The organism is Chishuiella sp., assembly GCF_032109125.1.
Taxonomy (GTDB): Bacteria; Bacteroidota; Bacteroidia; order Flavobacteriales; family Weeksellaceae; genus Empedobacter.
The window spans coordinates 1-26920 of sequence record NZ_DAMCLZ010000014.1; the positions used below are offsets into that span (position 1 = coordinate 1).

At 28.2% G+C, this 26920-nt stretch carries 25 protein-coding genes and 1 pseudogene; 15 read left to right on the top strand and 11 right to left on the bottom strand.

Annotation, left to right across the window (positions count from 1 at the left end; translation table 11 throughout):
* Positions 1–307 precede the first annotated feature (307 nt).
* Both RT575_RS12935 and RT575_RS12940 read left to right on the top strand, forming a co-directional pair.
* Positions 308–913, top strand: coding sequence for a hypothetical protein (locus RT575_RS12935; protein WP_313386289.1), 606 nt, complete (start codon positions 308–310; stop codon positions 911–913).
* A 17-nt stretch (positions 914–930) separates the two neighbouring features.
* Positions 931–1458 (top strand): shikimate kinase, encoded by a 528-nt coding sequence (locus RT575_RS12940; RefSeq protein WP_313386288.1) that lies wholly within the window; start codon positions 931–933, stop codon positions 1456–1458.
* On the opposite strand, the gene RT575_RS12945 is transcribed toward RT575_RS12940, so the two are convergent.
* A complete protein-coding gene (locus tag RT575_RS12945) occupies positions 1455–1868 on the bottom strand; it encodes an RNA-binding S4 domain-containing protein (RefSeq protein WP_313386287.1) in 414 nt (137 codons plus the stop codon). The two genes, RT575_RS12940 and RT575_RS12945, sit on opposite strands and share 4 nt — an antisense overlap.
* 67 nt (positions 1869–1935) lie before the next feature.
* On the opposite strand from RT575_RS12945, the gene RT575_RS12950 reads away from it, so the two are divergent.
* Both RT575_RS12950 and pncB read left to right on the top strand, forming a co-directional pair.
* Complete coding sequence (locus tag RT575_RS12950) at positions 1936–2694, top strand: hypothetical protein (RefSeq protein WP_313581394.1); 759 nt, start codon at positions 1936–1938, stop codon at positions 2692–2694.
* Positions 2695–2784: 90 nt separating this feature from the next.
* Positions 2785–3987, top strand: coding sequence for a nicotinate phosphoribosyltransferase (gene pncB, locus RT575_RS12955; protein WP_313581396.1), 1203 nt, complete (start codon positions 2785–2787; stop codon positions 3985–3987).
* Positions 3988–4027: 40 nt separating this feature from the next.
* Here pncB and RT575_RS12960 read toward each other — a convergent pair whose 3' ends face one another.
* Positions 4028–4744: a LytTR family DNA-binding domain-containing protein gene (locus tag RT575_RS12960; protein ID WP_313581398.1), complete on the bottom strand. Its 717-nt coding sequence runs from the start codon at positions 4742–4744 to the stop codon at positions 4028–4030.
* Positions 4741–5814 (bottom strand): sensor histidine kinase, encoded by a 1074-nt coding sequence (locus RT575_RS12965; protein WP_313581399.1) that lies wholly within the window; start codon positions 5812–5814, stop codon positions 4741–4743. Before RT575_RS12965 ends, RT575_RS12960 begins: the two co-directional genes overlap by 4 nt.
* 194 nt (positions 5815–6008) lie before the next feature.
* Here RT575_RS12965 and RT575_RS12970 point away from each other — a divergent pair, with 194 nt between their 5' ends.
* From RT575_RS12970 to RT575_RS12995, 6 genes and pseudogenes are all read left to right on the top strand, one after another.
* On the top strand, positions 6009–6425 hold the full coding sequence (locus tag RT575_RS12970; protein WP_313386282.1) for a hypothetical protein: 417 nt from the start codon (positions 6009–6011) through the stop codon (positions 6423–6425).
* A 1-nt stretch (position 6426) separates the two neighbouring features.
* Positions 6427–6888 carry a hypothetical protein gene (locus tag RT575_RS12975; protein ID WP_313581401.1) on the top strand — a complete coding sequence of 154 codons (462 nt, stop codon included), beginning with the start codon at positions 6427–6429 and terminating at the stop codon, positions 6886–6888.
* Positions 6889–6921: 33 nt separating this feature from the next.
* Positions 6922–7398: pseudogene (locus tag RT575_RS12980) on the top strand (DUF6268 family outer membrane beta-barrel protein); the annotation flags it as partial.
* Between the two features lie 115 nt (positions 7399–7513).
* Positions 7514–9316: a translational GTPase TypA gene (gene typA / locus RT575_RS12985; protein ID WP_313581403.1), complete on the top strand. Its 1803-nt coding sequence runs from the start codon at positions 7514–7516 to the stop codon at positions 9314–9316.
* Positions 9317–9450: 134 nt separating this feature from the next.
* A complete protein-coding gene (locus RT575_RS12990; protein ID WP_313581405.1) occupies positions 9451–9825 on the top strand; it encodes a VOC family protein in 375 nt (124 codons plus the stop codon).
* A gap of 204 nt (positions 9826–10029) precedes the next feature.
* The gene (locus RT575_RS12995) at positions 10030–10614 is read left to right on the top strand and encodes a class I SAM-dependent methyltransferase (RefSeq protein ID WP_313386278.1); all 585 of its coding nucleotides are present in this window, start codon (positions 10030–10032) and stop codon (positions 10612–10614) included.
* Positions 10615–10912: 298 nt separating this feature from the next.
* Here the strand turns inward: RT575_RS12995 and RT575_RS13000 are convergent, their stop codons facing one another.
* Together RT575_RS13000 and RT575_RS13005 are read right to left on the bottom strand one after the other, a co-directional pair.
* Positions 10913–12496: an FMN-binding glutamate synthase family protein gene (locus RT575_RS13000; protein ID WP_313386277.1), complete on the bottom strand. Its 1584-nt coding sequence runs from the start codon at positions 12494–12496 to the stop codon at positions 10913–10915.
* Between the two features lie 221 nt (positions 12497–12717).
* Positions 12718–14304 (bottom strand): ABC transporter substrate-binding protein, encoded by a 1587-nt coding sequence (locus RT575_RS13005; protein ID WP_313581407.1) that lies wholly within the window; start codon positions 14302–14304, stop codon positions 12718–12720.
* 56 nt (positions 14305–14360) lie between these two features.
* Here RT575_RS13005 and mtaB point away from each other — a divergent pair, with 56 nt between their 5' ends.
* Positions 14361–15698: a tRNA (N(6)-L-threonylcarbamoyladenosine(37)-C(2))-methylthiotransferase MtaB gene (mtaB, locus tag RT575_RS13010; RefSeq protein WP_313581409.1), complete on the top strand. Its 1338-nt coding sequence runs from the start codon at positions 14361–14363 to the stop codon at positions 15696–15698.
* Between the two features lie 104 nt (positions 15699–15802).
* Positions 15803–16348 (top strand): DUF4136 domain-containing protein, encoded by a 546-nt coding sequence (locus tag RT575_RS13015; RefSeq protein ID WP_313386274.1) that lies wholly within the window; start codon positions 15803–15805, stop codon positions 16346–16348.
* Positions 16349–16391: 43 nt separating this feature from the next.
* On the opposite strand, the gene RT575_RS13020 is transcribed toward RT575_RS13015, so the two are convergent.
* From RT575_RS13020 to RT575_RS13040, 5 genes are all read right to left on the bottom strand, one after another.
* Positions 16392–17411, bottom strand: coding sequence for an LLM class flavin-dependent oxidoreductase (locus RT575_RS13020; RefSeq protein ID WP_313581411.1), 1020 nt, complete (start codon positions 17409–17411; stop codon positions 16392–16394).
* A 258-nt stretch (positions 17412–17669) separates the two neighbouring features.
* A complete protein-coding gene (locus RT575_RS13025; RefSeq protein WP_313386272.1) occupies positions 17670–18251 on the bottom strand; it encodes a tRNA-(ms[2]io[6]A)-hydroxylase in 582 nt (193 codons plus the stop codon).
* Between the two features lie 61 nt (positions 18252–18312).
* Positions 18313–19083, bottom strand: a complete 771-nt coding sequence (locus RT575_RS13030; protein ID WP_313581413.1) for a rhomboid family intramembrane serine protease — start codon at positions 19081–19083, stop codon at positions 18313–18315.
* Between the two features lie 74 nt (positions 19084–19157).
* On the bottom strand, positions 19158–20147 hold the full coding sequence (locus tag RT575_RS13035) for a D-alanine--D-alanine ligase (protein WP_313581415.1): 990 nt from the start codon (positions 20145–20147) through the stop codon (positions 19158–19160).
* Positions 20131–20640 (bottom strand): hypothetical protein, encoded by a 510-nt coding sequence (locus tag RT575_RS13040; protein ID WP_313386269.1) that lies wholly within the window; start codon positions 20638–20640, stop codon positions 20131–20133. The genes RT575_RS13035 and RT575_RS13040 overlap by 17 nt, the downstream gene beginning before the upstream one ends.
* Positions 20641–20688: 48 nt before the next feature.
* Here RT575_RS13040 and RT575_RS13045 point away from each other — a divergent pair, with 48 nt between their 5' ends.
* The 3 genes from RT575_RS13045 (at position 20689) to RT575_RS13055 (ending at position 24549) form a co-directional block, all read left to right on the top strand.
* A complete protein-coding gene (locus tag RT575_RS13045) occupies positions 20689–21339 on the top strand; it encodes an NRDE family protein (protein ID WP_313581417.1) in 651 nt (216 codons plus the stop codon).
* 124 nt (positions 21340–21463) lie between these two features.
* Positions 21464–23989 (top strand): ATP-dependent Clp protease ATP-binding subunit, encoded by a 2526-nt coding sequence (locus RT575_RS13050; protein ID WP_313581419.1) that lies wholly within the window; start codon positions 21464–21466, stop codon positions 23987–23989.
* Positions 23990–24120: 131 nt separating this feature from the next.
* Complete coding sequence (locus RT575_RS13055; RefSeq protein ID WP_313386266.1) at positions 24121–24549, top strand: hypothetical protein; 429 nt, start codon at positions 24121–24123, stop codon at positions 24547–24549.
* 213 nt (positions 24550–24762) lie between these two features.
* Here the strand turns inward: RT575_RS13055 and RT575_RS13060 are convergent, their stop codons facing one another.
* The gene (locus tag RT575_RS13060; protein WP_313581420.1) at positions 24763–26916 is read right to left on the bottom strand and encodes a S46 family peptidase; all 2154 of its coding nucleotides are present in this window, start codon (positions 26914–26916) and stop codon (positions 24763–24765) included.
* Positions 26917–26920 lie beyond the last annotated feature (4 nt).

Consider the following 26920-nt stretch of genomic DNA (forward strand, 5'->3'; position numbering starts at 1 on the left):
ACCCAGGACCCCAACATTAAAAGTGTTGTGCTCTACCAACTGAGCTACCAGGTCGTCTGCTTAAATCGAGTGCAAATATAGGGTGTTTAATACGAATTTAACAAACCTTTTTGTTCTTTTTTTTCAAAAAAATGATTAAATATTTATATTTTAAGAACTTAAAAAGAGGTATTTTTTTTAATTAAATTTAAAAAGAGCAAAAAAAGATCTGTTTTGTAAAAATAATTGAGTGGAGATGTGTTTTTAAAAGGATATATAATATATTTGTCACAATCCAAATTATGGTTAGTGTTAATTAAATTTTTAGATGAAAAATAAAATATTTTATATAATTATTGCATTATTGTTCGTGGTATCGTGTAAAAAATCTGATAATCCTGAGGCTGATGTGCCAGATTCTGAATATGCTAATAATTGTAATGAACAAACAAAAGATGCTCATTTAGCTAATTTAACATTAAAAGATCTAAAAGGTTTGATAAAAGAACAACCACAAATTATTCATCAAAAATTAAATGATCGTTGTTTCAAAGTATCAAAACTTGGTAAAAACTTATATATACAGAATATTGATCGATTAGATTCTTTGAAAATAAAGAAAAATAATCAAGGAACTATGTTTTTAAATAAAATAACAGCAATAGAAATTTCGCAAGAGATTGTTTATAAATTAACATATTCTTTCCCTATAAAATTTTTGAATCAATATAGAGCAGAAATTAAAAAAGATACTCCAAAATCTAAATACCATCATTCTAATGCTACGGTTACTAATGAAGAATTTAATGTAACTTATAACGTAGAAAGATTTGATGCAAAACGATTAGAAAAAACATATTCTTATCAGATTGATACTTTTGACGGATATGCTAGATTAACAATTTTTTATTCGGAAGATTTACCTGTTAATTAAAATTAATATAAAACTAAATGATAATCTCTTTAATTGGTTACATGGGTAGTGGGAAAACCACTACAGGAAAAGATTTAGCAAAAGCTATTGGATATGAATTTATTGATTTAGATGAGTTCATTGAAAAAAAATATGAGAAAAAAATTACTGAAATTTTTGAACAAGAAGGAGAGTTAGGTTTTCGAAAAAAAGAAAAGGATGCTTTACAAGAAATTTTAACAAGTACAAATATTGTTTTATCTCTTGGTGGAGGAACACCTGTATACTATAATAATATTGATGAAATTGTAGATAAAAGTATTTCTATTTTCTTGAGAGTTCAATTACCATATTTAGTAAAGCGATTAGAGAGTAAAAAACATACTAGACCATTGATTGCTCATTTATCTAATGATGAAATGATGGAGTTTATAGCAAAACATTTATTTGAACGAAATCAATTCTATCAAAAATCAAAATATACAATTAATATATCTAATCAAAGTCCATTAGAAATATTAGATGAAATAATGAATCAGTTAAAACAAGAGAAGATTTGGATTTAATCCAAATCTTCTCCTATAATTAATTTTTCTTCTCCTGTACTTTCTTCACCATCTAAATAATCATCTAAATCACGACGATCTTTTTTAGTTGGTCTTCCTTCTCCTTTTTCTCTATAATAATCTTGAGAAAGTTTTCTTAATTCTAATACTTCATATTCTTCTTTTGGAGTTGTATCAATAATATGTAATGTAAGTAACTTTGCTCCAATCCTATTTTTAGGAACTTGTAAAACTTTAAAAGATAAATTGATTTGATCTTTTTTTACTTCTATACTATCACCTGGAATTATTTCACGAGATGCTTTTACAACAGCTCCATTTACTTTTATACGATTTTTTTTACATGCATCCGAAGCTAATGATCTTGTTTTATAATATCTAACACTCCACAAAAATTTATCTAATCTCATTTTAAAATTTAATTTTACTAGGATAAACTAATATTTTTTCTAAATTCGCAATATAAATCGAAATAACATGATAAAGAAATTCTTTGTTACTTTAATTACTTGCTCAATTTTTTTAGTTAGTTGCAATAATGATGATGATAGTAGTATAAATAAAGAAACTAGAATCCCTATAGAAGAGAGAAATGCTTTAGATGATGAAGCTATAACTCAATTCTTAAATGATTTTTATTTTAATCCTACAACTGGTAGATTAACTAAATTTGATACAATAACAGGGAATGATGATGATGCCTACCCAGCTTTAAAAACGATTGCAAAGCAAGATGATTTAGGAATTTGGTATGCAGAAAATCCTAATCATATAGGAACAGGAGAATCTATAGTGTCTAATGATAGTACTTCTATTTATTTATCATATATTACATCATATTTTGTAGCAACAAATAGTACAGATTATACAAGAAAATATGGAGATATAGGAACATACAAAAATATTACTAGTATAAATACAGGAGATGGCTCAGCTCTACAAGACCCAGATTTCTATTATTTTATTCCTACAGCTACTGAAATTAAAAATGGAGTAAAAAGAGAAAATCTTGAACTAAAAAACTTTGTTGAAGGTTTAAAACATTTTAAGACAACAGATAGAGCAATTACAGATTTATATAATTTTCAAGGAGTTATTATTCTACCTTCTCGATTAGCTTTTGCTCGTAACAAATATTATACAGGCAGCTCTCTTACAGATTATTCATCATATAGAGATGCATCTTTTATATTCAATTTCGAATTACCTAAAATAGAAAAAAGAACAACAGAATAATTTTATTCTAGATATAATTATATAAAAAAAACCATCTGAAAATGATGGTTTTTTTTATCTTTATTAAAATTAAATAATCATTTAAAAAAAATGAGTATAGTCAATTCAATTATAGATAACGATTTTTACAAGTTTACGATGCAATTTGGTGTAACTAAATTATATCCTGATGTAAAAGCTCGTTATAAATTTATAAATAGAGGAGAACATAAATTTCCTGATGGTTTTGCAAAAGTCTTGCAAAAGGAAATTGATGCAATGGCTAATTTAGCTTTAACAAAATCAGAAAAAGAATTTTTTGCAAAAAACTGTCCTTATTTAAGTCCAGCTTATTTAGATTTCTTACAAGGTTATCGCTATGATCCTTCAGAAGTTATAATTACCCAAAATGGATCTGATTTAGAAGTTGAAGTTGAAGGATATTGGTATAGGACAATTTTATGGGAGGTCCCTATTTTATATTTAATTAGTGAATTGTATTATACATTGACTAATGCAGAAAGAATCTCTAATGCGGAAGTGATCGAGAGAACAAGTAACAAAGTTGATCTTTATAATCGTCTTGATGTAACAGTTGCAGAATTCGGAACTCGTCGTAGACATAGTTACGAAGTACAGGATGTAGTTGTACAAGAGTTAAAAAATCATTCAGGTAAAAGCTTTGTAGGGACATCAAATGTTCATTTTGCACATAAATATGATGTAAAACCTATCGGGACACATGCTCATGAATGGTTTATGTTTCATGGTGCAAGATATGGTTTTAAGATAGCGAATTCTATTAGTTTAGATCGTTGGGTAAAAGTATATTATGGAGATTTAGGTATTGCATTAACTGATACATATACTTCTGATGTTTTCTTTGGACAATTTGATAAAAAATTATCAAAATTATTTGATGGAGTTCGTCATGATTCAGGGGATCCTATTGAATTTGGAGAAAAAACAATTGCTCATTACCAAAAAATGGGTATTAATCCATTATTTAAAACAATAATTTTCTCTGATGGGTTGAATTCTGAAAAAGTGGAAACAATTACAAATTCATTCAAAGGAAGAATTGGTTTATCATTTGGGATAGGTACAAATTTAACTAATGATACAGATTTGAGACCAATGAATATAGTTATGAAATTAACAGAAATATCTTCATTTGATATTCCTTGGACTGGAGTTGTTAAACTTTCTGATGAAAAAAATAAACATACAGGAACAGAACGAATGATATCTTTAGCTAAAGAAATGCTAAACTTAGATGATATTCCAGGGCATGATGCTCCAATAAATGATTAAAGTAAATAATAAAAAAAGGAGCTAATAGCTCCTTTTTTTATTATTCTAAAATATCTTTTGCATATTTTAAGATGAAGTCATTTTTATATACTTCTCCTAAAGGAATTTCATTTTTATTAATATAAACTTTATGGTTATCGAATGAATCAATGAAATTTGTATTAACAACATATGACTTACTTACTCGTAAAAATAAATTGGAATTAATTTTCTGGTGAATTGTTTTTAAATTCATTGCAGTAATTAATTTTTGATTTTTTGTATGTATAATAACATAATCTTTCAAACCTTCAATATATAAAATATCTGAAAAAAATATTTTATAAAATTTCCTGTCAGCCTTTATAAATATAAATTCTTCAGAATTAATTTCTACTTCATTTTCTAAATTATAATTCGTTAAAAGATTTTTATAAACAATGGCTTTATTAATAGCTTTATCCAATCTTTTTTTATCGATGGGTTTTAGTAAATAGTCAATAGCATCTATTTCGTAACTTTTTATTGCATATTGTGAATAAGCAGTTGTAAAAATAACTAGAGTATTTTTATATAAATTTTCTGCAAATTCTAACCCATTCATTAAAGGCATTTCAATATCAAGAAATATAATATCAGGATTATTATTTTTTAAAAATTCAGATACTAGTTTTGTGTTAGAGAATGATCCTATTATTTCTAAATCAGAAACTTCTTTTATTAATGATAACATTTCTTCTCTTGCTAAGGGTTCGTCATCAATTATTATACAGTTCATAAAGGTATCATTAGATTTATAGTGTATTCATTTTTAGATGATTCAATTTTCATATAGTAAGTATCATTGTATAACAAGTCTAGTCTACGCTTTATATTTGGAAGTCCTAAACCAAAATGTTTTTTATTTGTCTGAATATAGTTCTGATCAATTGAATTGCTACAAGTAAAAATAAGATATTTATTTTCTATTTCAATACTTAAACGTATGTAAGACGGTTTTCCATCTATATCAAAACTATGTTTTATTGCATTTTCTACAAAAGTTGTAAATAGATTTGTAGGGATAAAAGTACTATTTAATGTTTTTTTATTTGTTTTGGTTTCTATGATGATATCTAATTTTTCTTGTCTAATTTTTTCTAATTCAAGAAAATTAGTTAAAAAATTAATTTCAGAGCTAATTGGAGTTTTTTCTTCATTGTTTTCATACAATTGATAACGAAGAAAATCGGAAAGTTTCATGATTACAATATTGGCTTTTTCAGGATCTTTTCTAATCAAAGCTTTTACATTGTTTAACATATTGAATAAAAAATGAGGATTTATTTGATTTTTTAATTCATTTAATTCCATTTTTAAGGTCAAATTCTGTAATTCAGAAATTTGTAAACTGTCTTTTTTCCATTTTTGTAATAATTTTATTGTTGTAGATGTCATTATCATTGGAGCAATAATCATAATTCCATCATAATAATTTTTAGCATGATGAGCATTTTTATAAAAATCAGAAATTATATAACTCGAAAAAAATAATTTTAATACATATCCTATAATATTTATACTTAAAAAAACTAAAATAATGAGTAATAATATATAGGTAATATATCTTCCTTTGAAAAAGAAATTTGGGACAAGGAAATAAATATTTATATAAAATTTTATAACTAATAATAAGTATAATATCATTATCACTAAATATCGATGAAAACCAAAATATTCTTTAGGAAAAGAAGTATTATATATTATGAAAAAGAATGTCGATAGAAATAGAAAATGTCGTAGGAATTTATATTTTCTTTCAACCAAAAAACTTATTATATCATTTTCTTGAATTAAATTATTGTTCATTATAATTTTTAATAAATACGAATTTAATTGATATTTTTTTATTAGATTAATTTAATATACTAATCCTCTATTTTATTATACACATCTACTTTTTTGCATTTTGTAGAAAAAAATATCAGTTTCGTATAATAACTAAATTATAATACTAAATACTATTTTTCTTTGCTCTTATAGATAAAATAAAAAAAATATTTATGGGGTTAAATAATTTTGATTATTGGTCAAAACAAATTGTTAATTCTAATTTTTCATATTCAATTGAAGAAGAGAAAATAGTTAGAGCTGTAGATTTAGATCGTTTTATAGATTGCTATGATCCATCTATAAGAATAATGGATTGTGTAAATAATGACGTTTGTATTGTGAAAGATAAGAGTGTGATGAAAGAAGTAACGTTATTAGATTTAAAGAATGTTGAAATTAATGATGAAAAAACATTCAATTTAGATCATCAGAAAAACAATGAATCTTGGATTGTATTTGTAAATGATAAATTTGATTTTGTTTTAAATGAAGCTACTCATTTTATAGAAAGTAATAATTTACTTAAGATTTACGACAAAATATTCTTGTTCAATTTTTTTCAATCTACAATAAAAGAGTTAAAGTAATATGCTACAATCATTTTTAAAAACAGTTTTACTTATCATTTTTTTACCAATATATACTTTTGCTCAAAATAAAGATAGTATTCAGAAAAGGGCAGTAGCTTTTGTTGCAGATAAATTTCCTTCTACACGTATTCTAAATGTAGAATATACAACATTGTCTCCGTATGATTTTAAACAAAAATTAGATGGAAGAGATTTATCTGAAAATAAAATGAAAAATTTTCAACAAATAAAAGCTAACGCTAATTTTTATTTTTTCAAGAAAGAAAAGTGGACAATATCAACTTCACTTAATTATAAGTACACAACTTTGGATGCAAAAGACAATAATTCTAATTTTGGTTATTTGAGCGAAAAAAATAATTTTCATTACCATTCAGAGGCAATAACAGCAAGTCATATATCTAGTTTATGGAATAAAATGGCTATTTATACGGCGACATTTTCTGTAGATGGAAATTAAAAAAGTTTTGAGAGAGCTCGTGGATTTTTAACTGGTAGTTTAATGCTGACAGCCAATGAAAGAACGAAACTTATTCTTGGTTTGGCAGTAATTATAGATCCTAGTACACAAGTTCCTGTTTTTCCAGTAATTTCTTATGAACATAAATTTAGAAATGGATGGATAGCTGATGTAATTTTACCAAAGAGGGTACAACTGAAAAAAGATGTATTTTCGAATGGTAGAATAGCTTTTGGTAGTGATATGGATATTAGTTCTTTTTATATGAATAAAAACAATAAAACATATGAATATAGACAAACAGAAATAAATACAGGAGTTACTTATGAGCATAAAATAGGCGCATTTATAGGAACTGTGAAAACGGGAGTGCGTAGTGTTCCTGTAGCTAGAGTTTTTGATAAAAACGATTCATTTAATAATTATTTATATCAAGCAAGACCGAAATCTTCTTTTTACATAAATTTCGGAATTTCTTACAATCCATTTGGTAACAAGAAGAGTAAGTAAAATAAATCATAAAAATTATTTTTTTTAATACAATTATTTTTAATATTTAAATAATATAAAATTTATAGTAATAAAAAATAAATTTATCTTAAATTTGCACCCATAATTTTCAAGAATGCAAAACATTAGAAATATTGCGATTATCGCACACGTTGACCACGGTAAAACGACGTTGGTTGATAAAATTCTTCACTCGACAAACGTTTTCAGAGAAAACCAAGAGTCAGGTGAGTTAATCATGGACAACAATGATATCGAGCGTGAGAGAGGGATTACGATCTTCTCTAAAAATGCATCGGTAGAGTACAAAGGTGTAAAAATCAATGTTATTGATACTCCTGGTCACGCCGATTTTGGTGGTGAAGTTGAGCGTGTATTGAAAATGGCTGATGGGGTTATTTTATTAGTTGATGCTTTTGAGGGACCAATGCCTCAAACTCGTTTCGTATTAGGAAAAGCATTAGAATTAGGATTAAAACCATTAGTAGTTATTAATAAAGTAGATAAAGAGAACTGTCGTCCTGACGAAGTTTATGATAAAGTTTTCGAATTATTCTTCAACTTAGATGCTACTGAAGAGCAGTTAGATTTCCCTGCTTTCTATGGTTCATCTAAACAAGGATGGTTTAATACAGAAAACGTTCCTACAGAAAATATCTTACCTTTAATGGATGGTATTTTAGAGCACGTTCCAGCTCCAGAAGCTAAAGAAGGTGATTTACAAATGCAAATTACTTCTTTAGATTATTCTAAATTCTTAGGACGTATCGCTGTAGGTAAAGTAACTCGTGGTGAAATTAAAGAAGGTGATTGGATCGCTTTAACAAAACCAGATGGTTCTTTCAAAAAACATAAAGTAAAAGAATTATATACTTTCTCTGGATTAGGTAAAACTAAAGCTACAGAAGTTAAAGCAGGTGATATCTGTGCTGTTGTAGGTATTGATGGTTTCCAAATTGGAGATACAATTGCAGATCCAGAAAATCCAGAAGCTTTACCAGTAATGCATATTGATGAGCCTACAATGAACATGTCATTCGGGATCAACAACTCTCCATTCTTTGGTAAAGATGGAAAATTCGTAACTTCTCGTCACTTAGTTGAGCGTTTAGAAGACGAATTAGAGCGTAACTTAGCTTTACGTGTAGAGCCAACAGATGATTCTAATACACAATTAGTATATGGTCGTGGTATCATGCACTTATCTGTATTAATCGAGACAATGCGTCGTGAAGGTTATGAGTTAACAGTAGGACAACCACAAGTTATCTTCAAAGAAATTGATGGTGTTAAATGTGAACCATACGAAACATTAGTAATAGATGTTCCAGATGATTATTCTTCTAAAGCTATCGATTTAGTAACTCAACGTAAAGGTGATTTATTAATCATGGAAGCAAAAGAAGGTATGCAACATTTAGAATTCGAAATCCCATCTCGTGGATTAATCGGTTTACGTTCTTTAATGTTAACTTCTACTGCTGGTGAAGCTGTAATGGCTCATAATTTCTTAGCTTATAAACCATTCAAAGGTGCTATTGCTGGACGTTCTGCAGGTGTAATTATCTCTAAAGATCAAGGAACTTCAACTCCTTATTCTATTGATAAATTACAAGATCGTGGTAAATTCTTCATCGCTCCAGGAGAAGAAGTTTACGAAGGAATGATTGTTGGAGAGCATTCTCGTAACAATGATTTAGTTGTAAATGTAATCGAGGCTAAAAAATTAAATAATATTCGTGCAGCTGGTAAAGATGATTCATCTTCTATCGCTCCAAAAACAGAAATGACTTTGGAAGAATGTATGGAATATATCCAAGCTGATGAGTGTATTGAGGTTACACCTAACTTCATTCGTTTACGTAAAATTCACTTGAAAGAAGTTGATCGTAAACGTTACGAAAAATCAATGGGATAAGATTTAGTTCTTTAATAAGAATTAAAAAATAATATATATAGAAAGCGTCAGTAATAAACTATTACTGATGCTTTTTGTTTTTTGAACAACATGATTTAAATTTAATACTTAGAAATCATAAATTAATATCTAAAATGAGTAACCCTGTAATTTACTTCGAAATACCAGTTGTTGATTTAGAGAGAGCAAGAAAATTTTATAAAAAAGTTTTTAATTTTAGTTTTGAAAATGAGATAATAGATGGATATAATATGATGTTTTTTCCTTTTAGTGAAAGCGATAAAGGTATTTCAGGAGCTTTAGTAAAAGGAGATGTCTATAAACCAACTATAAATGGAGTTATATTGTATTTTAATACAGATGATATTGATGATACTCTAAAAAATGTTGAAGAACAAAATGGTGTAATAATGTATTCTAAAACCTATAATGCAAAGTATAATTTCTATGTAGCCGAATTTCAAGATAGTGAAGGAAATAGAATAGCCTTACAACAATTTTTAGATTAATTAGGGCAATTACTTCGTATTGCGCTTTCTCACTCTCAATCTTTTTACTCCGTTAGATCACTTCATAAAAATGATTTCCGTTACAATCGCTATTGCAAATAGGATTGTAATAGTTTTTTCTTTTCAATTCATTATGTTTAAATTTAATGTAAGAATTCATAAAGAATTTTAAAATTTAAAATACCACAAATTAAAATTTATACGATGAATGTAAATCTAAAAAATGAGATTCTTTTACTTTATAACCAATTAAAAGAAGAAGATAATCAAAAAGAAAATAGATTGGACAGATGGAGAAATTTAGAACCAGAATCTGCTGAATTTATTTCAGTAATAATAAGAGCTCAACAAACTAAAAATATGTTAGAAATAGGAACATCAAATGGATTTTCTACCTTATGGTTTGCTGATGCACTAAAAAGTACACAAGGAAAATTAATAACAATCGAAATAGAAAAGGATAGGACAGAAGCGGCTAGAAATTATTTGAATAATTTTGACTTAATTCAACAGGTTGAATTAATTACTATGGATGCTAAAGATTATCTAAATTCTATAGAGAAAGAATTTTCATTAATTTTTTTAGATGCAGAAAGAAAATATTATACTTCTTACTGGGAGAATTTAAAAATGATGTTAGACAAAAAAGGTAATTTATTAATTGTAGATAATATTATTTCTCATAAAAGTGATGTCGAAGATTTTATAGAATTAATAGAATCAGAAAATAAATATGTATTATCTATAATTAATATTGGTGCAGGTTTATTGTTTGTTACAAAAGAGTAAATCTTGATAGATTGTTTTAAAATATTCTTAAATTACTTATTATGTTATGATGTATTTAAATAGCTATAATTCTTCGATAAGCTCAGAATGATAAATTGTTAATAGTTTTATCTGATTCTATATTCATTAAAATGTTATTCTTATTTTAGAATAATGTTTTGCAAAAAAGATTGGGAACAAAAAGCGTGTCCCGATAGGGGTTGCCCAAATAAAAATATAGAAAAACAGTTCATTAGATACAAAAAAATGCTCGAAATTAATTTCGAGCATTTTTTATATATTTAGAATTTTATAAGTCTTAGTTTACTTTGCTAAGTGTACGAACTCTAATTTCTTGTAACACTTCTTCTGCTGTTTTACCAATATATTTTCCTTCTTCTACGATAGGGTATAATTGGTCATAAGACATGATGTGTACATTGTCTATACGTAAATTAACATGAGAACGATTGAAATCTCTGTGAGATTTTACACCTGTTGCAGAAATTAATTCAGATAAAATATGCATTGTTTTCTTATGGAAATTATACATACGAACAGATTTATCTTCGACATCTAATCCTTTCATTAAATCACGATCTTGTGTTGCAACACCAACAGGACAAGTATTTGTATTACATTGTAATGCTTGTATACAACCAACAGCCATCATCATTGCTCTTGCAGAGTATACTAAATCTGCTCCAATTGCCATAACACGTGCAATATGGAAAGACGAAACGATTTTACCTGATGCAACAACACGGATATCTTTTTTTAGGTTATATCCTCTTAATGTATCTACAGCAAAAGCTAAACCATCTAATAATGGCATACCTAATGAATTAGAAAATTCTACAGGAGCAGCTCCAGTTCCACCTTCACCACCATCAATAACGATATAGTCTGGTTTAATACCTGTTTTTATCATGGCTTCACATATCTCGATAAACTCACGTTTTATACCAATACAAATTTTGAAACCAACTGGTTTTCCTCCAGATAAATCTCTTAATTGCTTGATGAAATGTAACATTCCTTCTGCATCAGAAAAAGCAGAGTGAGAAGGAGGTGAGTCTACAGTTGTATATGGTTCTACTGCACGTATAGCAGCAATTTCTGGTGTATTTTTGTTAGCTGGTAAAATTCCTCCATGTCCAGGTTTTGCACCTTGAGAAATTTTAAGCTCTATCATTTTTACATTTGGTAATGTTGCACGTTCTACATATTTGTCAGCATCAAATCCTCCGTTAGCAGCACGACAACCAAAATATCCAGTACCAATTTGCCAGATTAAATCTCCACCTGGTTTTAAGTGGTATGGAGAAATTCCTCCTTCACCAGTGTTATGAGCGAAATTTCCCATTTTGGCACCTTTATTCATTGCTAAGACAGCATTTTCACTTAAAGAACCAAATGACATTGCTGATATATTTAATAAACTCGCTAAATATGGTTGTTTACATTCGCTTCCTCCTATTTTTACACGAGGATCATCAGCATGTTTTATTTTTCCAGCATACATAGAATGATTTAACCATTCATATCCTGGTTGATATACGTCTAACTGTGTTCCGAATGGAACTGTATCTATTACGTTTTTTGCACGACGATAAATCATGCTTCGCATTAATCTATCAATTGGTTTTCCTTCTGTATCAGTTTCTACAAAATATTGCATAATTTCTGGACGAATACTTTCTAATAAATAACGTCCATGTCCTACAACAGGGAAATTTCTTCTAATTGCGTGTTTAGTTTGGTTCATATCAGTAATTCCTAATATAATAATAGGAATAGCAATAATTAGGAACCATAACACACCAGTCCAGAAAAAGGAAATAGCTGCAATTGCAACTAAAGTTACAATAGATCCTACTACAAAAAGTTGTCTTACTTTCATAAGTAAAAGTTTAAATGATTTTGATTTTAAATTTGGGTCAAATATATCCAAAAAAACTTGATTTTTGACCTTAAAATATCAAATAAATTAATATTAAAAAACTCTGAAAATAAGTATAATTTAAAAAAAATCAATCTTTGTTTAATTATCTGTAATTTAATTAAATAATTAAGCTCTTTTTTTGAAAAATATTCAAATAAACGTTTGTTCTTCTAGAACAATTATTCTTTATAAACTCTTGTTAAATCTAATAGTTTGATAGGGTTTATAGAGAAATTTTTAACTTGTCTATTTATAAATAAGGTTGATTGATCATAGAATAAAGGTAAAATAGGAGCTTGTTTCATCATTAATGCATCCATTTGTTCATAGTTTTTAGCTCTTAATTCAGGATTATTAATCAAAAATGATTTTTCATATAATTGATCAAATTCAGTTGATTTATAATGTGAATAATTAGGCCCTTCAGGTGCAAAATTTTTTGAATAATATAAAGATAAAAAGTTTTCTGCATCTGGATAATCAGCTCCCCAATTTGCTCTAAATAACATAAATTTTCCTGTAGCTTTACCTTCGAGCATTGTTGGTCCTGGGACAACGTTTACTTTTATAGGTAAACCAAGCTTAGCCATTTCAGCTGCTATATATTCACAAATGGCAACATATTCCTGAACAGTAGTTAATTCTATAGGTTTTATTTTACCTTTTTCTTTCATGTAAGAGTTAATCAATTCTCTTGCTTTTTCGGGATTAAATGAATAACCACTTTTTGATGAATATCCAGGTAAACCTTTAGGGATAAAGCCTCCATCAGCAGCAAAAGCTTGACCTTTCATCATATATTTTATAATTTTTTCTTTGTCAACACCATAGTTTAAAGCTTGTCTCAATTTTAAATTTACAGAATTTTCACCATCTAAATAAAAACATAAATAAACAGTACTCAAATATGGTGCTTTTAAAATCGTTAAATCTTTTGAATATTTTGGATTTAATTCTCCTAAAGGAGTTAAAATTTCATCTTTGTATGATGGGTCTAAATCTGCCATCATATCTAGATTTCCCTTGATAAGTTCTAAAAATTCTGAGTTTTTTTCTGGAAGAAAAGTGATATTTACAGCTTCTAAGTATGGTAAACGATTTCCCTTATTATCAAATTCAAAGTATAATGGATTTTTTCTGAAAACAATTTTAACATTGTCTTCCCAAATTTTGAATTGAAATGGTCCTGTGCCAATTGGATGTTTTAAAAATTCTTCATTTCCATTTTTAAATAATTCTTTTGGAACAACAGAAGCATATTTCATTGAAATTAGCCCGAGAAATGCAGGATAAGCTTCTTTCAATTTTATTTCGAAAATACTATCATTTATAGCTTTGTAAGATGATATATTATTCATAATCCATCCTCCAGAACCACCAGATTTAGGATCTTTTAAACGATCAAAACTAAACGTAAAGTCATTTGCATTTACCGTTCTAGTAGAATCTTTACCAAAAGCTATATGTTTCTGAAAGTATATATCTTTACGAAGATTAAACGTATATGTTTTTCCATCTGTAGATATTTTCCATGATTTAGCAATATCTGGTTTAATTTCAAGATTGTTATCAATTTTAACTAAACTATTGTAAATTAAGTTACAAGCCCAGTTGTTTGCTTGGGTTCTAGCATTGATTGGATCCAAGGAAGAAATGTTATCATATCTATTTAATTTAAATACTTTTTTCTCATCAATTTCTATCTTCTTAGAGCATGAAAATAATGAAATAAATAACGTGATGTATATAAAGTATTTAGTTGTCATGAAAACCTATTTTTTTTATCTTTCAAAACTATGGATTATTTCTTAAATTTGCAGCTATGAATAATCAAACAAAAACAGTTGCATTTCATACATTGGGATGTAAGCTTAATTTTTCGGAAACTTCTACGATTGCAAGAAATCTAAAAGATAGTGGTTACGATAAGGTTGAGTTTACTGATTCTGCCGATGTGTACGTGATTAATACGTGTTCGGTTACAGCAAATGCAGACAAAGAATGCAGAACAATTGTTAAAAATGCAATGAAAGCCAATCCAAATGGTTTTGTTGTTATTGTAGGTTGTTATGCTCAATTAAAACCGCAAGAAATTGCAGAGATGGATGGTGTTGATTTGGTTTTAGGAGCAGCAGAAAAATTTAATATAGCTGAATATTTAGACGATATCAATAAAAATAACGAAGCAATTGTACATTCTTGTGAAATAGAAGAAGCTGATTTTTATGTAGGTTCTTATTCTATTGGAGATAGAACTCGCGCTTTCTTAAAAGTCCAAGATGGTTGTGATTATAAATGTACTTATTGTACAATTCCATTGGCAAGAGGTATATCTAGATCGGATACTGTAGAAAATGTAATTAAAAATGCAAATGAAATTGCTAATAAAGGAATCAAAGAAATTGTACTTACAGGAGTAAATATCGGAGATTATGGAAAAGGTGAATTCGGAAATAAAAAGCATGAACATACTTTTCTTGAACTTGTACAAGAGTTAGATCAAGTAGATGCTATCGAAAGAATTAGAATATCATCAATAGAACCAAATTTATTGAAAGATGAAACGATAGATTTTGTATCAAAAAGTAATCGTTTTGTTCCTCATTTTCATATTCCATTACAATCAGGTAGTGATGAAATTTTGAAGAAAATGAAACGTAGATATCTTTCTAATTTATATACAAATCGCGTTGCTAAAATACGCGAAGTAATGCCAAATGCTTGTATTGGTGTTGATGTGATTGTTGGTTTTCCTGGAGAAACAGAAGAGCTTTTCATGGAAACTTACAATTTTTTAAACCAAATGCCAATCAGTTATTTACATGTTTTCACTTATTCTGAACGTGATAATACAGAAGCGATAGATTTTGAAGGTGTTGTTGATCAAGGAGAACGTAAAAGACGTAATAAAATGTTACGTATTTTATCAGAGAAAAAAAGACAAGCTTTTTACCAATCTCAATTAGGTTCTACACATAAAGTTTTATGGGAACATGATAGCAAAAATGGGAAAATGTTTGGATTTACTGAGAATTATGTTAAGGTTCAAACTGATTTTAATCCAGATTTAGTTAACCAAACTCAGGTTGTTGAATTAACTAGAATTAATCATAACGGAGTTGTAGAAGTGAAAATATCTGAATTAGAGTTAGTTAATTGAATTTAATAAATATTAGTTAAAAAATAGTTTACTTATATTTTGAACTATTTTTTTAGTTTATCTTTAGGACAAAATTGTAGATTTAATTTTTAAAAATTAAGATAATGAAAGGTATACACTTTACTTTTATAGTTTTATTATCACTATTGGTTACAAGTTGTGGTACAGTGCAGGTTAGCACAGATTATGACAGATCAACAAATTTCTCAACGTATAAAACGTATACATTCCATCAAAAAGGTTTGGATAAATTGAAAGTAAATGATTTGGATAAAAATAGATTAATAAAATCAATTGATGCTCAAATGGCTTCAAAAGGTTTTACTAAAGTATCTTCGGATGCTGATTTAGTTATTAATTTATTAACAAGTTCTAAAGAAGAAGTATCTGTTTATAATGACAATTGGGGGTATGGTCCTTATGGTTATTATGGCGGTTTTTATGGTGGAGGATATTACGGAGGTAATAATGTTTCATCATATCAAGCAGGAACAATTGTTATAGATATTGTTGATGATAAACGTAATATACTAATTTGGCAAGGTGTTGGATCTGATTTTAATTTAAGTAATATCAGTGCAAAAGCAGAAAAGATACCAAAAGCAATTCAAGAAATTTTATCTAAATTTCCACCAGAAAAGAAAAAATAAAAACGTATAAAAAAAACGTTTCCATTTTGGAAACGTTTTTTTTTTATTTAATTCTTGGAGCTATATCTTTTCCAAAAATTTCTATAGATTTCATCATATCTAGGTGACTTGGTGCACCTACATCCATATGCGCTGAAAAACGAGTTAAACCAAATAACTCTTTATATTTTTGTATTTTGTCAATAGCCATTTCTTTATCTCCAACAACTAAATGTCCATCTGTAGAACGACCATAGTCAAATTGTGGACGAGTATATTTTGGCCAGCCTCTACTTGCTCCAATTCTATCCATTTGGCCTCCATATATAGGGAAATATTTATCCGCTACAACTTCATTATCATCACCAAAAAAAGAATGCATATGTACACCAATTTGCATTTTTTCTTCAGGGTGTCCATTGTCTAAATATGCTTGTTTATAGACTTCGAACAAAGGTTCAAAATTTGCTGGATTTCCTCCTATAATGGCAAAAATAATAGGTAAACCAAGTTTTCCAGCTCGTATAACAGATGATGTTGTTCCTCCAACCGCAATCCAAATAGGAATTTCTTTTTGTATTGGTCTAGGATAAACTGTTTGATTTACGATAGGTTTTCTAAAATTACCTTTCCAATTAATAACCTCTTCTTTATTCAACGTTAAAAGTAAACGTAGTTTTTCATCAAATAATTCATCATAATTATTTAAATCATAACCATAAAGAGGAAATGATTCAATAAAAGAACCTCTACCAGCCATTATTTCAGCTCGTCCATTTGATAAATTATCTACCGTAGAAAAATCTTGATATAATTTTACTGGATCTGTAGAACTTATAACAGAAACAGCACTTCCTAATCGAATATTTTTTGTTACTGTAGACAAAGCAGCTAAAATAATTTCTGGAGAAGAGACAGCATAATCAGGACGGTGATGCTCTCCAATCCCAAAGAAATCTAAACCAACTTCATCCATTAATTTTACTTCTTCAATAATTTCAGCCATTCTCTGCTGAGGTGTTTGTATATATCCTGTTTTTTCGTTGATGTGTACATCGCCGAACATTCCGATTCCTAATTCCATAACTTTATGATTTTATTCAAAGATATATATTATTATATCCATATAAATTGATGTAAGTTATGAAATAAAAAAAGAGATTATAGAATTTCTATAATCTCATTATCTTGTACATGGGCAATCCCTTCGGGTCGCGCTTTCTCGCTATATCTTTTTATATTGGTCATTTTTATTTGGTCATTGAGCAAAGTCGAAACGCCCAATCTAAAAAGGATGTCGCTTCAATCACTATTGCAAATAGGTGCAAAAATTGATTAAGGATTAACCATGAATAGCTTCTTTATTTCCATACGACTGAATTAAATTTCCTTCAAAATCTAACCATTCTTTCCAACGTTTATCAACATCAACATCAGTCGATAATTTTTTAGCAAAATTCAAAAATGTAGTATAATGATTCGCTTCAGAAACCATTAAATCATAATAAAACTTAGCTAATTCTTCATCTTTTATGTTCTGGGATAGCGTTCTAAAACGTTCACAGCTTCTTGCTTCTATCATCGCAGCAAAAAGTAAACGATCAACAAATGCCATATTTCTAGAACCATCTTTTTTACAGAATTTCATTAATTGACCAACATAATCATCTTTGCGTTCTCTACCAAGTACATAACCACGTTGCTTTATAATGTCTATCACCATTTGAAAATGTTGCATTTCTTCAATCGCAATAGCAGTCATTTCATGAATAAATTCTTCATGTTCAGAATTATATGCTATCATAGTTATAGCATTAGTAGCTGCTTTTTGCTCACACCATGCATGATCTGTTAAAATTTCTTCTAAATTTTTCTCAGCTATGTTTGCCCATCTAGGGTCTGTCAATAATTTTAATCCAAGCATTTTTCGATAATTATCTAGATTGCAAAAATAAGAATTATAATTAAAAGTAATTATTTACAATTTATCTTATTAAATGGTTGTCTTGGTTATTTTCGTTAGAATTATCTTCATCAAACGATTCTAAATATTCTGCTTTTAATCTCTCTTGTTCTTGATATATTTCCCAAAGCTGTTCTTCTCTTGGGTCATAATAATTTTCTTGATTCCATTTTGGTTCTTCTTTTTGAGGACCAATTTTTCTGAAAATATAAGCAAAAAAAGCACCTGTGATAAAACCGCTTAAATGACCTTCCCAAGAAATAGAATTATTGCCAACATCAGATTTTAATTGTGGTAAAATTTCTTGAGGAACCATTCCCCAAATCATTCCTCCATAAAGCAAGATAATGATAAGTGAAATCGCCATTAAACCTCTTTCTTTTCTTATTATTCCACTAAAAAAAATAAATGAAGCTAATAAATATACAATTGTACTTGCTCCGATATGACAACTTACATAATCATCTAAAAAAGGAGGGTTCCCGATTAACCAAAGTATTGTTCCTGAGATAATCCAACCAAAAAAAATAACATAATAGGCTAAACGATCATATATTAATAATGCAATAAAACTAAGAAAAGCTAATGGAAATGTATTGCTTATAATATGTTTCCATCCTGAATGGAAAAGAGGGGATAATAGAATACCTCGAAGTCCAACAAATGTTCTTGGTATAACACCATAGCAACCAACAAAACCATGTCCATTTATTTCAAATAAAAATATAATCCACATAGGTAATAATAGGAGTAGAGGTATTATAATAGTTTTTTTAGGAAATGGATATTTCATATTTATATAATTATATTTATCAATATATTTCAATGATTATTCCCTTTCCATTTTTCTGACAAAACTGCCAAATTTTAAGATTTATAGCGTGAAAAAATTTCTTTAGCTAACAATTTCCAATCAGTCCATTGTTCTCCAAGTTCATGATTTTGTATAGCTATTTTATATTGGTAGTTTAGATGTTTCAGTACTTCTTTATATGCTTTTATGAGATTAAAATTTGGATCATAAATATGAGTTGCTTCCGAATTTGCTCCATTTATTTCTAGTATGACAAATTTTCCGTTCTGAAAATCTTCTAAATTTTTTGCTTTCAAATCAATTCTTCCATAAAAAAAACCATTAATTTTTTGAACAATAGTATCAATTTTATCTTCAAGAATAGATGTTTTTAAATTTGTTCCATCAAGAAAAGTTGTTCCTCTATTATGATTTCCGATAGGTTCTATCATTAATTGCTGCCCCTTTCCTAAAATTAAATTCAAATCATTTTTATATCGATCAAATAAATATTCTTTTCTATAAAAAGCACGTAAATTATTTTCAATTAATTCTTTTAAAGAATGTTTTCCATCTCCAATAATCGTTAAAAAATTTTTCGCAGTAATAGAAATAATTTTTCCTTTAGTTTCTTTTGGTAATCGAACATAAAAAACACCAAATTCTAAAGGATAATTGATATATTCTTGAAGAATAATATCAGAATTATGATGATTATTAAAATAATTTTCTAAATCAAATTTATTTCTAATCAATTCTACTCCAATACCTCTTTCTCCAATATCAGGTTTTATAATAAAAGGAAAATCAAGAGGGAATTGTTCAAGATTATATGAAGAGTAAAAAAAAGTTTTAGGTATATATTGTTTATCAATTTGATTGATTAAATCAATTTTAGAATAATTCATAAAACCTCCCCATTTTATACCAGGGTTTGCTGAGCAAAAATAGGCTGGAGCGCCTGATTTTATTATTTTATAAATGAACCAAGGTGTTAATGGAGCATAAAATAACCAAAAAGACCAAAATTCATATTTCGTCCATTTTTCAATTTTTGGATTCATTAATTAATTTTTGGTAAACAATAGTTGATGGTGCTACTCCGAAATCTTTAGAAAAATTAATATGTGAAAAATTATTTTCTATTGCAATTCTAATTAAAGCAAAATGATGAACGCTATGATCAAAACAATATATTAATTCTCTTTGATATATTGTAGGAATATTAAATGTTTCGTTATAATAACTTTGCTTTAGTAGTATATTTTTACTTAAATCTATTGTATTGATTCGGTTTATTAAAAAATCAATGATAGAAATACTTTCTTCAATAGATGTTTCCCACAATAAATTACGTTTACGTTCATCATAACATATATAATCAAGATTGTTTTCATCGAATAAACAAAAATAAAATTCTATAATATGACGAAAATGTTTACCAATTGTTCCATTTGAAATAATTGCTAATTTTTTTTGATACATTGTATCATCAAATTGTAAAAGAATACTTTTTGTTTCTTCTAAAGATTCTGTTATAGTTTTTGTGATGCTCATAATTCTTTACAAAGATAATTTTTACATTTGAACTAAATTAAATATTAGATGTGTATTATTAGTTTTTATAAAAAAGGAAATGAATTTATATTAACACACAATAGAGATGAAGAAATAGGTAGACAAACATCTTATGAAATAGTAGAGCAAATAAAATTTGATAAAATTTATTATTCTCCAATAGATAAAAGGGCAAATGGAACATGGATTTTTTATTCTGATGAATATGTTGCTTGTATTTTGAACGGAGGGGAAAGTAAACCATTCTTTTTGAAGAATAAGTACAAAGAGAGTAGGGGTATTATATTACTTCATTTATTAAAATATAATAGTGTTTTAGAATTTACGAAAAATGAAAATTTTAAAGAAATTGCTCCATTTACTATATTTATTTTTGAAAGAATCACAAAAAATACATACCTTTTACATTGGAATGAAAAAGATCTTATCATAAAAGATATGACAAATAAAGATATTGTGACATGGTGTTCATCTACTATTTATTCAGATAAAAGTAGGAATAGAATAGCAAATATTTTTAATAAAAATAACAACCTTAATCCTAATCATATTCAAAGTTTGCATTATAAACTGAAAATGGAAAGAGGAGATTTGTTTGATGATTTAGCAACAACTTCTATATCTCAAATTATTATGAATAATTTAAGAATTGATATGAAATCTTGTCAGTTATTTTAAATATATTAGACAATAATTGTATATTTTGTGTAATCAACAATTCATTTGGCACAAAGGCATAATTTATGCTATATTTAATAATAATAAGTATATTTATTAAAAGATTAAGATAAACTTAAGTAATATGAACGATAATTTCTCACAACAAGTAAAGGACGTAATTTCTTACAGTAAGGAAGAAGCGTTGAGATTAGGTCACGATCAAATCGGGACAGAGCATCTTCTATTGGGAATTATTCGCGATGGAGAAGGTAAAGCTATTTCGGTACTAGAATCTTTGAATGTAGATTTAGACGAAGTGCGCCAAAAAATTGAAACTTTAAATCCTCCTAAAGAAACTGAAGGTAATCATATAAAGAATTTAAGCTTAACTAAGCAAGCTGAAAGAGCATTAAAAACAACTTTTTTAGAAGCTAAATTGTTTAAAAGTCCAACTGTAAATACTATTCATTTGTTATTGTGTATTCTTCGTAATGAGAATGATCCAATTACTAAATTGATGAATAAATTAGATATTGATTATAACACAGTAAAAGAAGAATTTAAATTTCAATTTCAGGATGAAGAAATTCAGTCTCCACGTGCGGAAAATCCATCTTATGATGGAGGAGATTCTGATCAAGATTTTGAACGTGCATCAACAAACAAAGCAACATCAAAAAGTAGAACTCCAGTTTTAGACAATTTTGGTAGAGATTTAACTGCAATTGCACAAGAAGGAAAGTTAGATCCTGTTGTAGGACGTGAAAAAGAAATAGAACGTGTTTCTCAAATTCTTTCTCGTCGTAAAAAGAACAACCCATTGTTAATTGGAGAGCCAGGTGTTGGTAAATCTGCAATTGCAGAAGGTTTGGCTTTAAGAATTGTGCAAAGAAAAGTTTCTCGTGTTTTGTTTAATAAACGTGTAGTTACGTTAGATTTGGCATCTTTAGTTGCTGGAACAAAATACCGTGGTCAATTCGAGGAGCGCATCAAAGCAATTATGAACGAGTTAGAAAAAAATGATGATATCATTTTATTTATAGATGAGTTACATACAATTGTAGGTGCTGGAGGAGCAACAGGTTCTTTGGATGCGTCAAATATGTTTAAACCTGCATTGGCTCGTGGTGAGTTACAATGTATTGGTGCGACAACTTTGGATGAATACCGACAATATATTGAAAAAGATGGAGCATTAGTTCGTCGTTTTCAAAATGTAATGGTAGAGCCAACAACGCCAGAAGAAACATTACAGATATTAAAAAATATCAAAGATAAATACGAAGCTCATCATAATGTAAATTATACTGATGAAGCTTTACAAGCTTGTGTTAATTTAACAACACGTTACATTACAGATCGTTTCTTGCCTGATAAAGCAATTGATGCTTTGGATGAAGCAGGTTCTCGTGTACATATCAAAAATATTAAAGTCCCTCAAGATATTTTAGATCTTGAAGCTAAATTAGAAGAAGTACGTGAAGAAAAAACGAAAGTTGTAAAATCTCAGAAATACGAAGAAGCTGCTCAGTTACGTGATACTGAAAAGCAAATCGAAGGAGAATTAAAACGAGCACAAACTGAATGGGAAAAAGTTTCTAAAGAAAATAGAGAAACTGTTACAGAAGAAAATGTTGCTGAGGTAGTTTCATTAATGTCTGGAGTTCCTGTACATCGTGTTGCTGAAAAAGAATTGAAAAAATTAGCTCAAATGAACGAGTTAATGAAAGGTAAAGTCATTGGTCAAGACGAAGCTGTTTCTAAAGTAGTAAAAGCTATTCAGAGAAATAGAGCTGGATTAAAAGATCCAAACAAACCAATCGGTTCTTTCATTTTCTTAGGTACAACAGGTGTTGGTAAAACACAATTGGCTAAGATTTTAGCGAAAGAAATTTTTGATTCTAATGATGCATTAATTCGTATCGACATGTCAGAATATATGGAGAAATTTGCCGTATCTCGTTTGGTTGGGGCACCTCCGGGCTATGTTGGTTACGAAGAAGGAGGGCAATTAACAGAAGCTGTTCGTCGTAAACCTTATGCAGTTATTTTATTAGATGAGATTGAAAAAGCTCATCCAGATGTATTCAATATTCTTTTACAAATTTTAGATGATGGACATGTAACGGATAGTTTAGGTAGAAAAGTAGATTTTAGAAATACAATTATTATTTTAACATCTAATATTGGTACTCGTCAATTAAAAGAATTTGGTGATGGAGTTGGTTTTGGAACTTCTGCGAAGAAAGATTCTGCTGATGATAGAGCAAAATCTACCATCGAAACTGCATTAAAAAGAGCTTTTGCACCTGAGTTTTTAAACCGTATTGATGATATAATTTTATTTAATTCTTTGAAAAAAGAAGATATTATGAAAATTATCGATATCGAATTATCTAGCTTAATTGAGCGTTTAACAGCTTTAGATTATCACATTGAGTTAACTGAAGAAGCTAAAAACTTTATTGCTGATAAAGGTTTTGATAAAGATTATGGAGCAAGACCTCTGAAACGAGCAATCCAAAAATATATCGAAGATCCAATGGCAGAAGAAATTATCAATGCAGTAATTAGTGAGGGTGATGAATTATTACTTGATCTTAATGAAGCAAAAGATGGTGTAAAAATTTCTGTTAAAGGGAAAAAAGCAGGAAATAAATCAGAATAATATTCTCGATTTTATAAGTATAATTAATGGAAGCTGATAATTAGTTATCAGCTTCTATTTTTATATAAAACATTATTTTTTTGAAAAAGATAAATTTATTTTAAAGTTACTTTTTACTTTTGTACATAATTATGGAAACATACAAAATAGAAATTTTCGGAGAAGACGAAAATCAAATTCAACGCATGGAAGAGGTTATTCAGCCTCTACAAGATTTACAAGGTTACGCTATAAAGCTACTTTGGATTGATGGAGAAAGTGAAACAGATGAATATTCAGTTTTCGAATTGCAAGAAATTATAGATAAGCAAGATGGAATATTGATTGATTATGAACAATTAGAAAACCTTTGCTATAAAATGCAAACTGTTTCTGAAGCTTTAATCATAGGAGATAGAAACGAAAAAAATCTTTTTGTAAATATAGAAGATGAAAATTTGTATGAAAACGAAATTGTTTTAGAATTTGTACATGATTCTCATTGGCAAATTATTACTTCTGATATTAATGTTATAGATACTTTCAAAGTAGCTTTCCCAAACAGTCAAATAATAGAATAAACAAAAAAGCTCAGATAAAGCATCTGAGCTTTTTTGTTTAAATTCTTTTATAATATGATATAATTGAACTTGTTGATGTAACATTAAATTTATCTAATGTTTGTAATTAATTTTAATAATATTACTTTTTTTTAGTAAGATTATATTTAAATTATGTCACATTGAGCTTGTCGAAATGTTTAAATTTAAATGATCAAAAACAAAAGAAAAACACTATTTATTATTATCGATAACTGTCATTTCGTCAATTAAACGTTGAGCGTTTGCATATTTATCAATCACCCATAAAACATAACGAGTATCCACCATAATGTTACGACAAATCTCTGGATCATAATTCAAATCAGACATTGTACCTTCCCAAACACGGTCAAAATTTAATCCAATTAAATTTCCTTGAGCGTCCAAAACAGGCGAACCAGAATTACCTCCAGTTGTATGGTTAGTTGCTATAAAATTAATTGGTAATTTTCCATTTTTATCTGCATATTTTCCAAAGTCTTTTTTACCATATAAATCTAACATATGTTTTGGTAAATCAAATTCGTAATCATTAGGAACATATTTCTCAATAACACCATCAATATGTGTAATTGGTTCATAATATACCGCATCTCTTGGTTGGTAACCATCAACTTTCCCGTATGTTACACGTAAAGTAGAATTTGCATCTGGGAATATTTTTTTATCAGTAAACACTTCCATTTGCCCTTTCATATAAGTACGCATTAGTTTACTTATTTTATCTTCATTCGAAAGATAAGTAGGAACAACTTTAGTTTGATTAGAATTTAAAACTAAACGAACTTGAGCAATCAAAGCATCATTTTTTAAGGCATTTATAAACTCAGTATCATTTTTAGCGATTTCTTTTATATTTCCAATAAAACTTTTTCCATTCAATTCTTTCGTTCCATTTACAACGCTATTATTTAATGCATTTTTTATATTTTCTGGCGTTGTTTCTGGCGACAATTGTTTAGGAATAGCCTTAAAATAATTATCTACAAGATCAGAAGAAATTGTTTTATCCAAATCAGCATTATAATCTTTGTGCATACTAGCTACAGTATTCAAAGACTTAGCTTTTACTTCATTGTAATTTTTTTCTCCTACAGCATTCAAAATAGTATTTAAAGCCAAAGCCATTCTGAACGTTTCCGAATTAGAGTAAAAAGATTCTGTATAAAGTGTATTCGCTAAACTATAATCTTGATTTTCTTTATTTACATTATTTAAATCAGTGATGATTGTAGCATATTCCTTTTTTAATTTAGGATTTTCAGCCACTCTTTCCAAGAATTCTTGTTCGTATTGTTTACGTTTTTCTACAGCATTAGAACGGTTAAGTCCCAAAACTTCACCAATCCATTTTTTGTGCGCATTAGAAATACGAGCCTGTTTAGAAGCATATGCAATTCGAGTTGCATTATCTTCGCGCATTTTTTTATCAATATGAGATAATGCAATTGTACGAACATTAATTCTTGCAGGATCAATTACATCTTTTATTTGCTCTATTGCAGAAGCAGTTAAATATTCATCTGTTGTACCAGGAAAACCATAAACAAATGTAAAATCACCTTCATTTATTCCACTAATATTTACAGGTAAAAAATGTTTTGGCGTATAAGGAACATTTTCTGGAGAATATTCAGCAGGTTTATTGTTTTTATCTGCATAAATACGGAACATAGAAAAATCTCCCGTATGTCTTGGCCAAACCCAGTTATCCGTATCATTACCATATTTACCAATAGCAGAAGGAGGAGCACCAACCAAACGAACATCTTTAAATGTTTCTGTTGTAAACTGATAATATTTATTTCCTTTGTAGAATGGTTTTATAAAAACAGATTGATAAGCATCATTTTTACTTTTTTCATTTAACTTTTCTATGTTTTTTTTGATGATTTCTTTACGTTTCTCTTCAGAAATATTTTCTTTTACACCTTTCAATATTGTTGAAGTAACATCTTTTATATCAACAATAAATGTAGCCGTTAAACCATCATTTGGCAACTCATCTTTTAATTCTTTTGCCCAAAAACCATCTGTTAAATAATCGTGTTCTAGAGAAGAATGAGCTTGTATTTGTCCATATCCACAATGGTGATTAGTTAATAATAAACCATTAGGTGAAATAACCTCAGAAGTACATCCGCCACCAAAATGAGCAACAGCATTATTAATACTTTTATCTCCTGTACTAAAAATATCCTCAGATGATATTTTTAGTCCCATTTCTTTCATTTCTTTTTCATTCAATTCTGTCGGAATCCACATTCCACCACCTTGCTGTGCAAATACAGATAAGTTGGTAAAAAAAGCCATTAAAACAGCTCCTTTAACAATTAATTTCCTCATTTAT

Excerpts from the sequence above, each read along its gene's own strand:
- pncB (WP_313581396.1), top strand. The coding sequence starts at position 2,785 with ATGAGTATAGTCAATTCAATTATAGATAACGATTTTTACAAGTTTACG.
- RT575_RS12965 (WP_313581399.1), bottom strand. The coding sequence starts at position 5,814 with ATGAACAATAATTTAATTCAAGAAAATGATATAATAAGTTTTTTGGTT.
- RT575_RS12995 (WP_313386278.1), top strand. The coding sequence starts at position 10,030 with ATGAATGTAAATCTAAAAAATGAGATTCTTTTACTTTATAACCAATTA.
- RT575_RS13050 (WP_313581419.1), top strand. The coding sequence starts at position 21,464 with ATGAACGATAATTTCTCACAACAAGTAAAGGACGTAATTTCTTACAGT.
- RT575_RS13030 (WP_313581413.1), bottom strand. The coding sequence starts at position 19,083 with ATGAAATATCCATTTCCTAAAAAAACTATTATAATACCTCTACTCCTA.
- RT575_RS12960 (WP_313581398.1), bottom strand. The coding sequence starts at position 4,744 with ATGAACTGTATAATAATTGATGACGAACCCTTAGCAAGAGAAGAAATG.
- RT575_RS13060 (WP_313581420.1), bottom strand. The coding sequence starts at position 26,916 with ATGAGGAAATTAATTGTTAAAGGAGCTGTTTTAATGGCTTTTTTTACC.
- RT575_RS12945 (WP_313386287.1), bottom strand. The coding sequence starts at position 1,868 with ATGAGATTAGATAAATTTTTGTGGAGTGTTAGATATTATAAAACAAGA.
- RT575_RS13000 (WP_313386277.1), bottom strand. The coding sequence starts at position 12,496 with ATGAAAGTAAGACAACTTTTTGTAGTAGGATCTATTGTAACTTTAGTT.
- RT575_RS13025 (WP_313386272.1), bottom strand. The coding sequence starts at position 18,251 with ATGCTTGGATTAAAATTATTGACAGACCCTAGATGGGCAAACATAGCT.
- RT575_RS13055 (WP_313386266.1), top strand. The coding sequence starts at position 24,121 with ATGGAAACATACAAAATAGAAATTTTCGGAGAAGACGAAAATCAAATT.
- RT575_RS12990 (WP_313581405.1), top strand. The coding sequence starts at position 9,451 with ATGAGTAACCCTGTAATTTACTTCGAAATACCAGTTGTTGATTTAGAG.
- RT575_RS12940 (WP_313386288.1), top strand. The coding sequence starts at position 931 with ATGATAATCTCTTTAATTGGTTACATGGGTAGTGGGAAAACCACTACA.
- mtaB (WP_313581409.1), top strand. The coding sequence starts at position 14,361 with ATGAATAATCAAACAAAAACAGTTGCATTTCATACATTGGGATGTAAG.
- typA (WP_313581403.1), top strand. The coding sequence starts at position 7,514 with ATGCAAAACATTAGAAATATTGCGATTATCGCACACGTTGACCACGGT.
- RT575_RS12975 (WP_313581401.1), top strand. The coding sequence starts at position 6,427 with ATGCTACAATCATTTTTAAAAACAGTTTTACTTATCATTTTTTTACCA.
- RT575_RS13040 (WP_313386269.1), bottom strand. The coding sequence starts at position 20,640 with ATGAGCATCACAAAAACTATAACAGAATCTTTAGAAGAAACAAAAAGT.
- RT575_RS12950 (WP_313581394.1), top strand. The coding sequence starts at position 1,936 with ATGATAAAGAAATTCTTTGTTACTTTAATTACTTGCTCAATTTTTTTA.
- RT575_RS13045 (WP_313581417.1), top strand. The coding sequence starts at position 20,689 with ATGTGTATTATTAGTTTTTATAAAAAAGGAAATGAATTTATATTAACA.
- RT575_RS13035 (WP_313581415.1), bottom strand. The coding sequence starts at position 20,147 with ATGAATCCAAAAATTGAAAAATGGACGAAATATGAATTTTGGTCTTTT.
- RT575_RS13015 (WP_313386274.1), top strand. The coding sequence starts at position 15,803 with ATGAAAGGTATACACTTTACTTTTATAGTTTTATTATCACTATTGGTT.
- RT575_RS13020 (WP_313581411.1), bottom strand. The coding sequence starts at position 17,411 with ATGGAATTAGGAATCGGAATGTTCGGCGATGTACACATCAACGAAAAA.
- RT575_RS12970 (WP_313386282.1), top strand. The coding sequence starts at position 6,009 with ATGGGGTTAAATAATTTTGATTATTGGTCAAAACAAATTGTTAATTCT.
- RT575_RS13005 (WP_313581407.1), bottom strand. The coding sequence starts at position 14,304 with ATGACAACTAAATACTTTATATACATCACGTTATTTATTTCATTATTT.
- RT575_RS12935 (WP_313386289.1), top strand. The coding sequence starts at position 308 with ATGAAAAATAAAATATTTTATATAATTATTGCATTATTGTTCGTGGTA.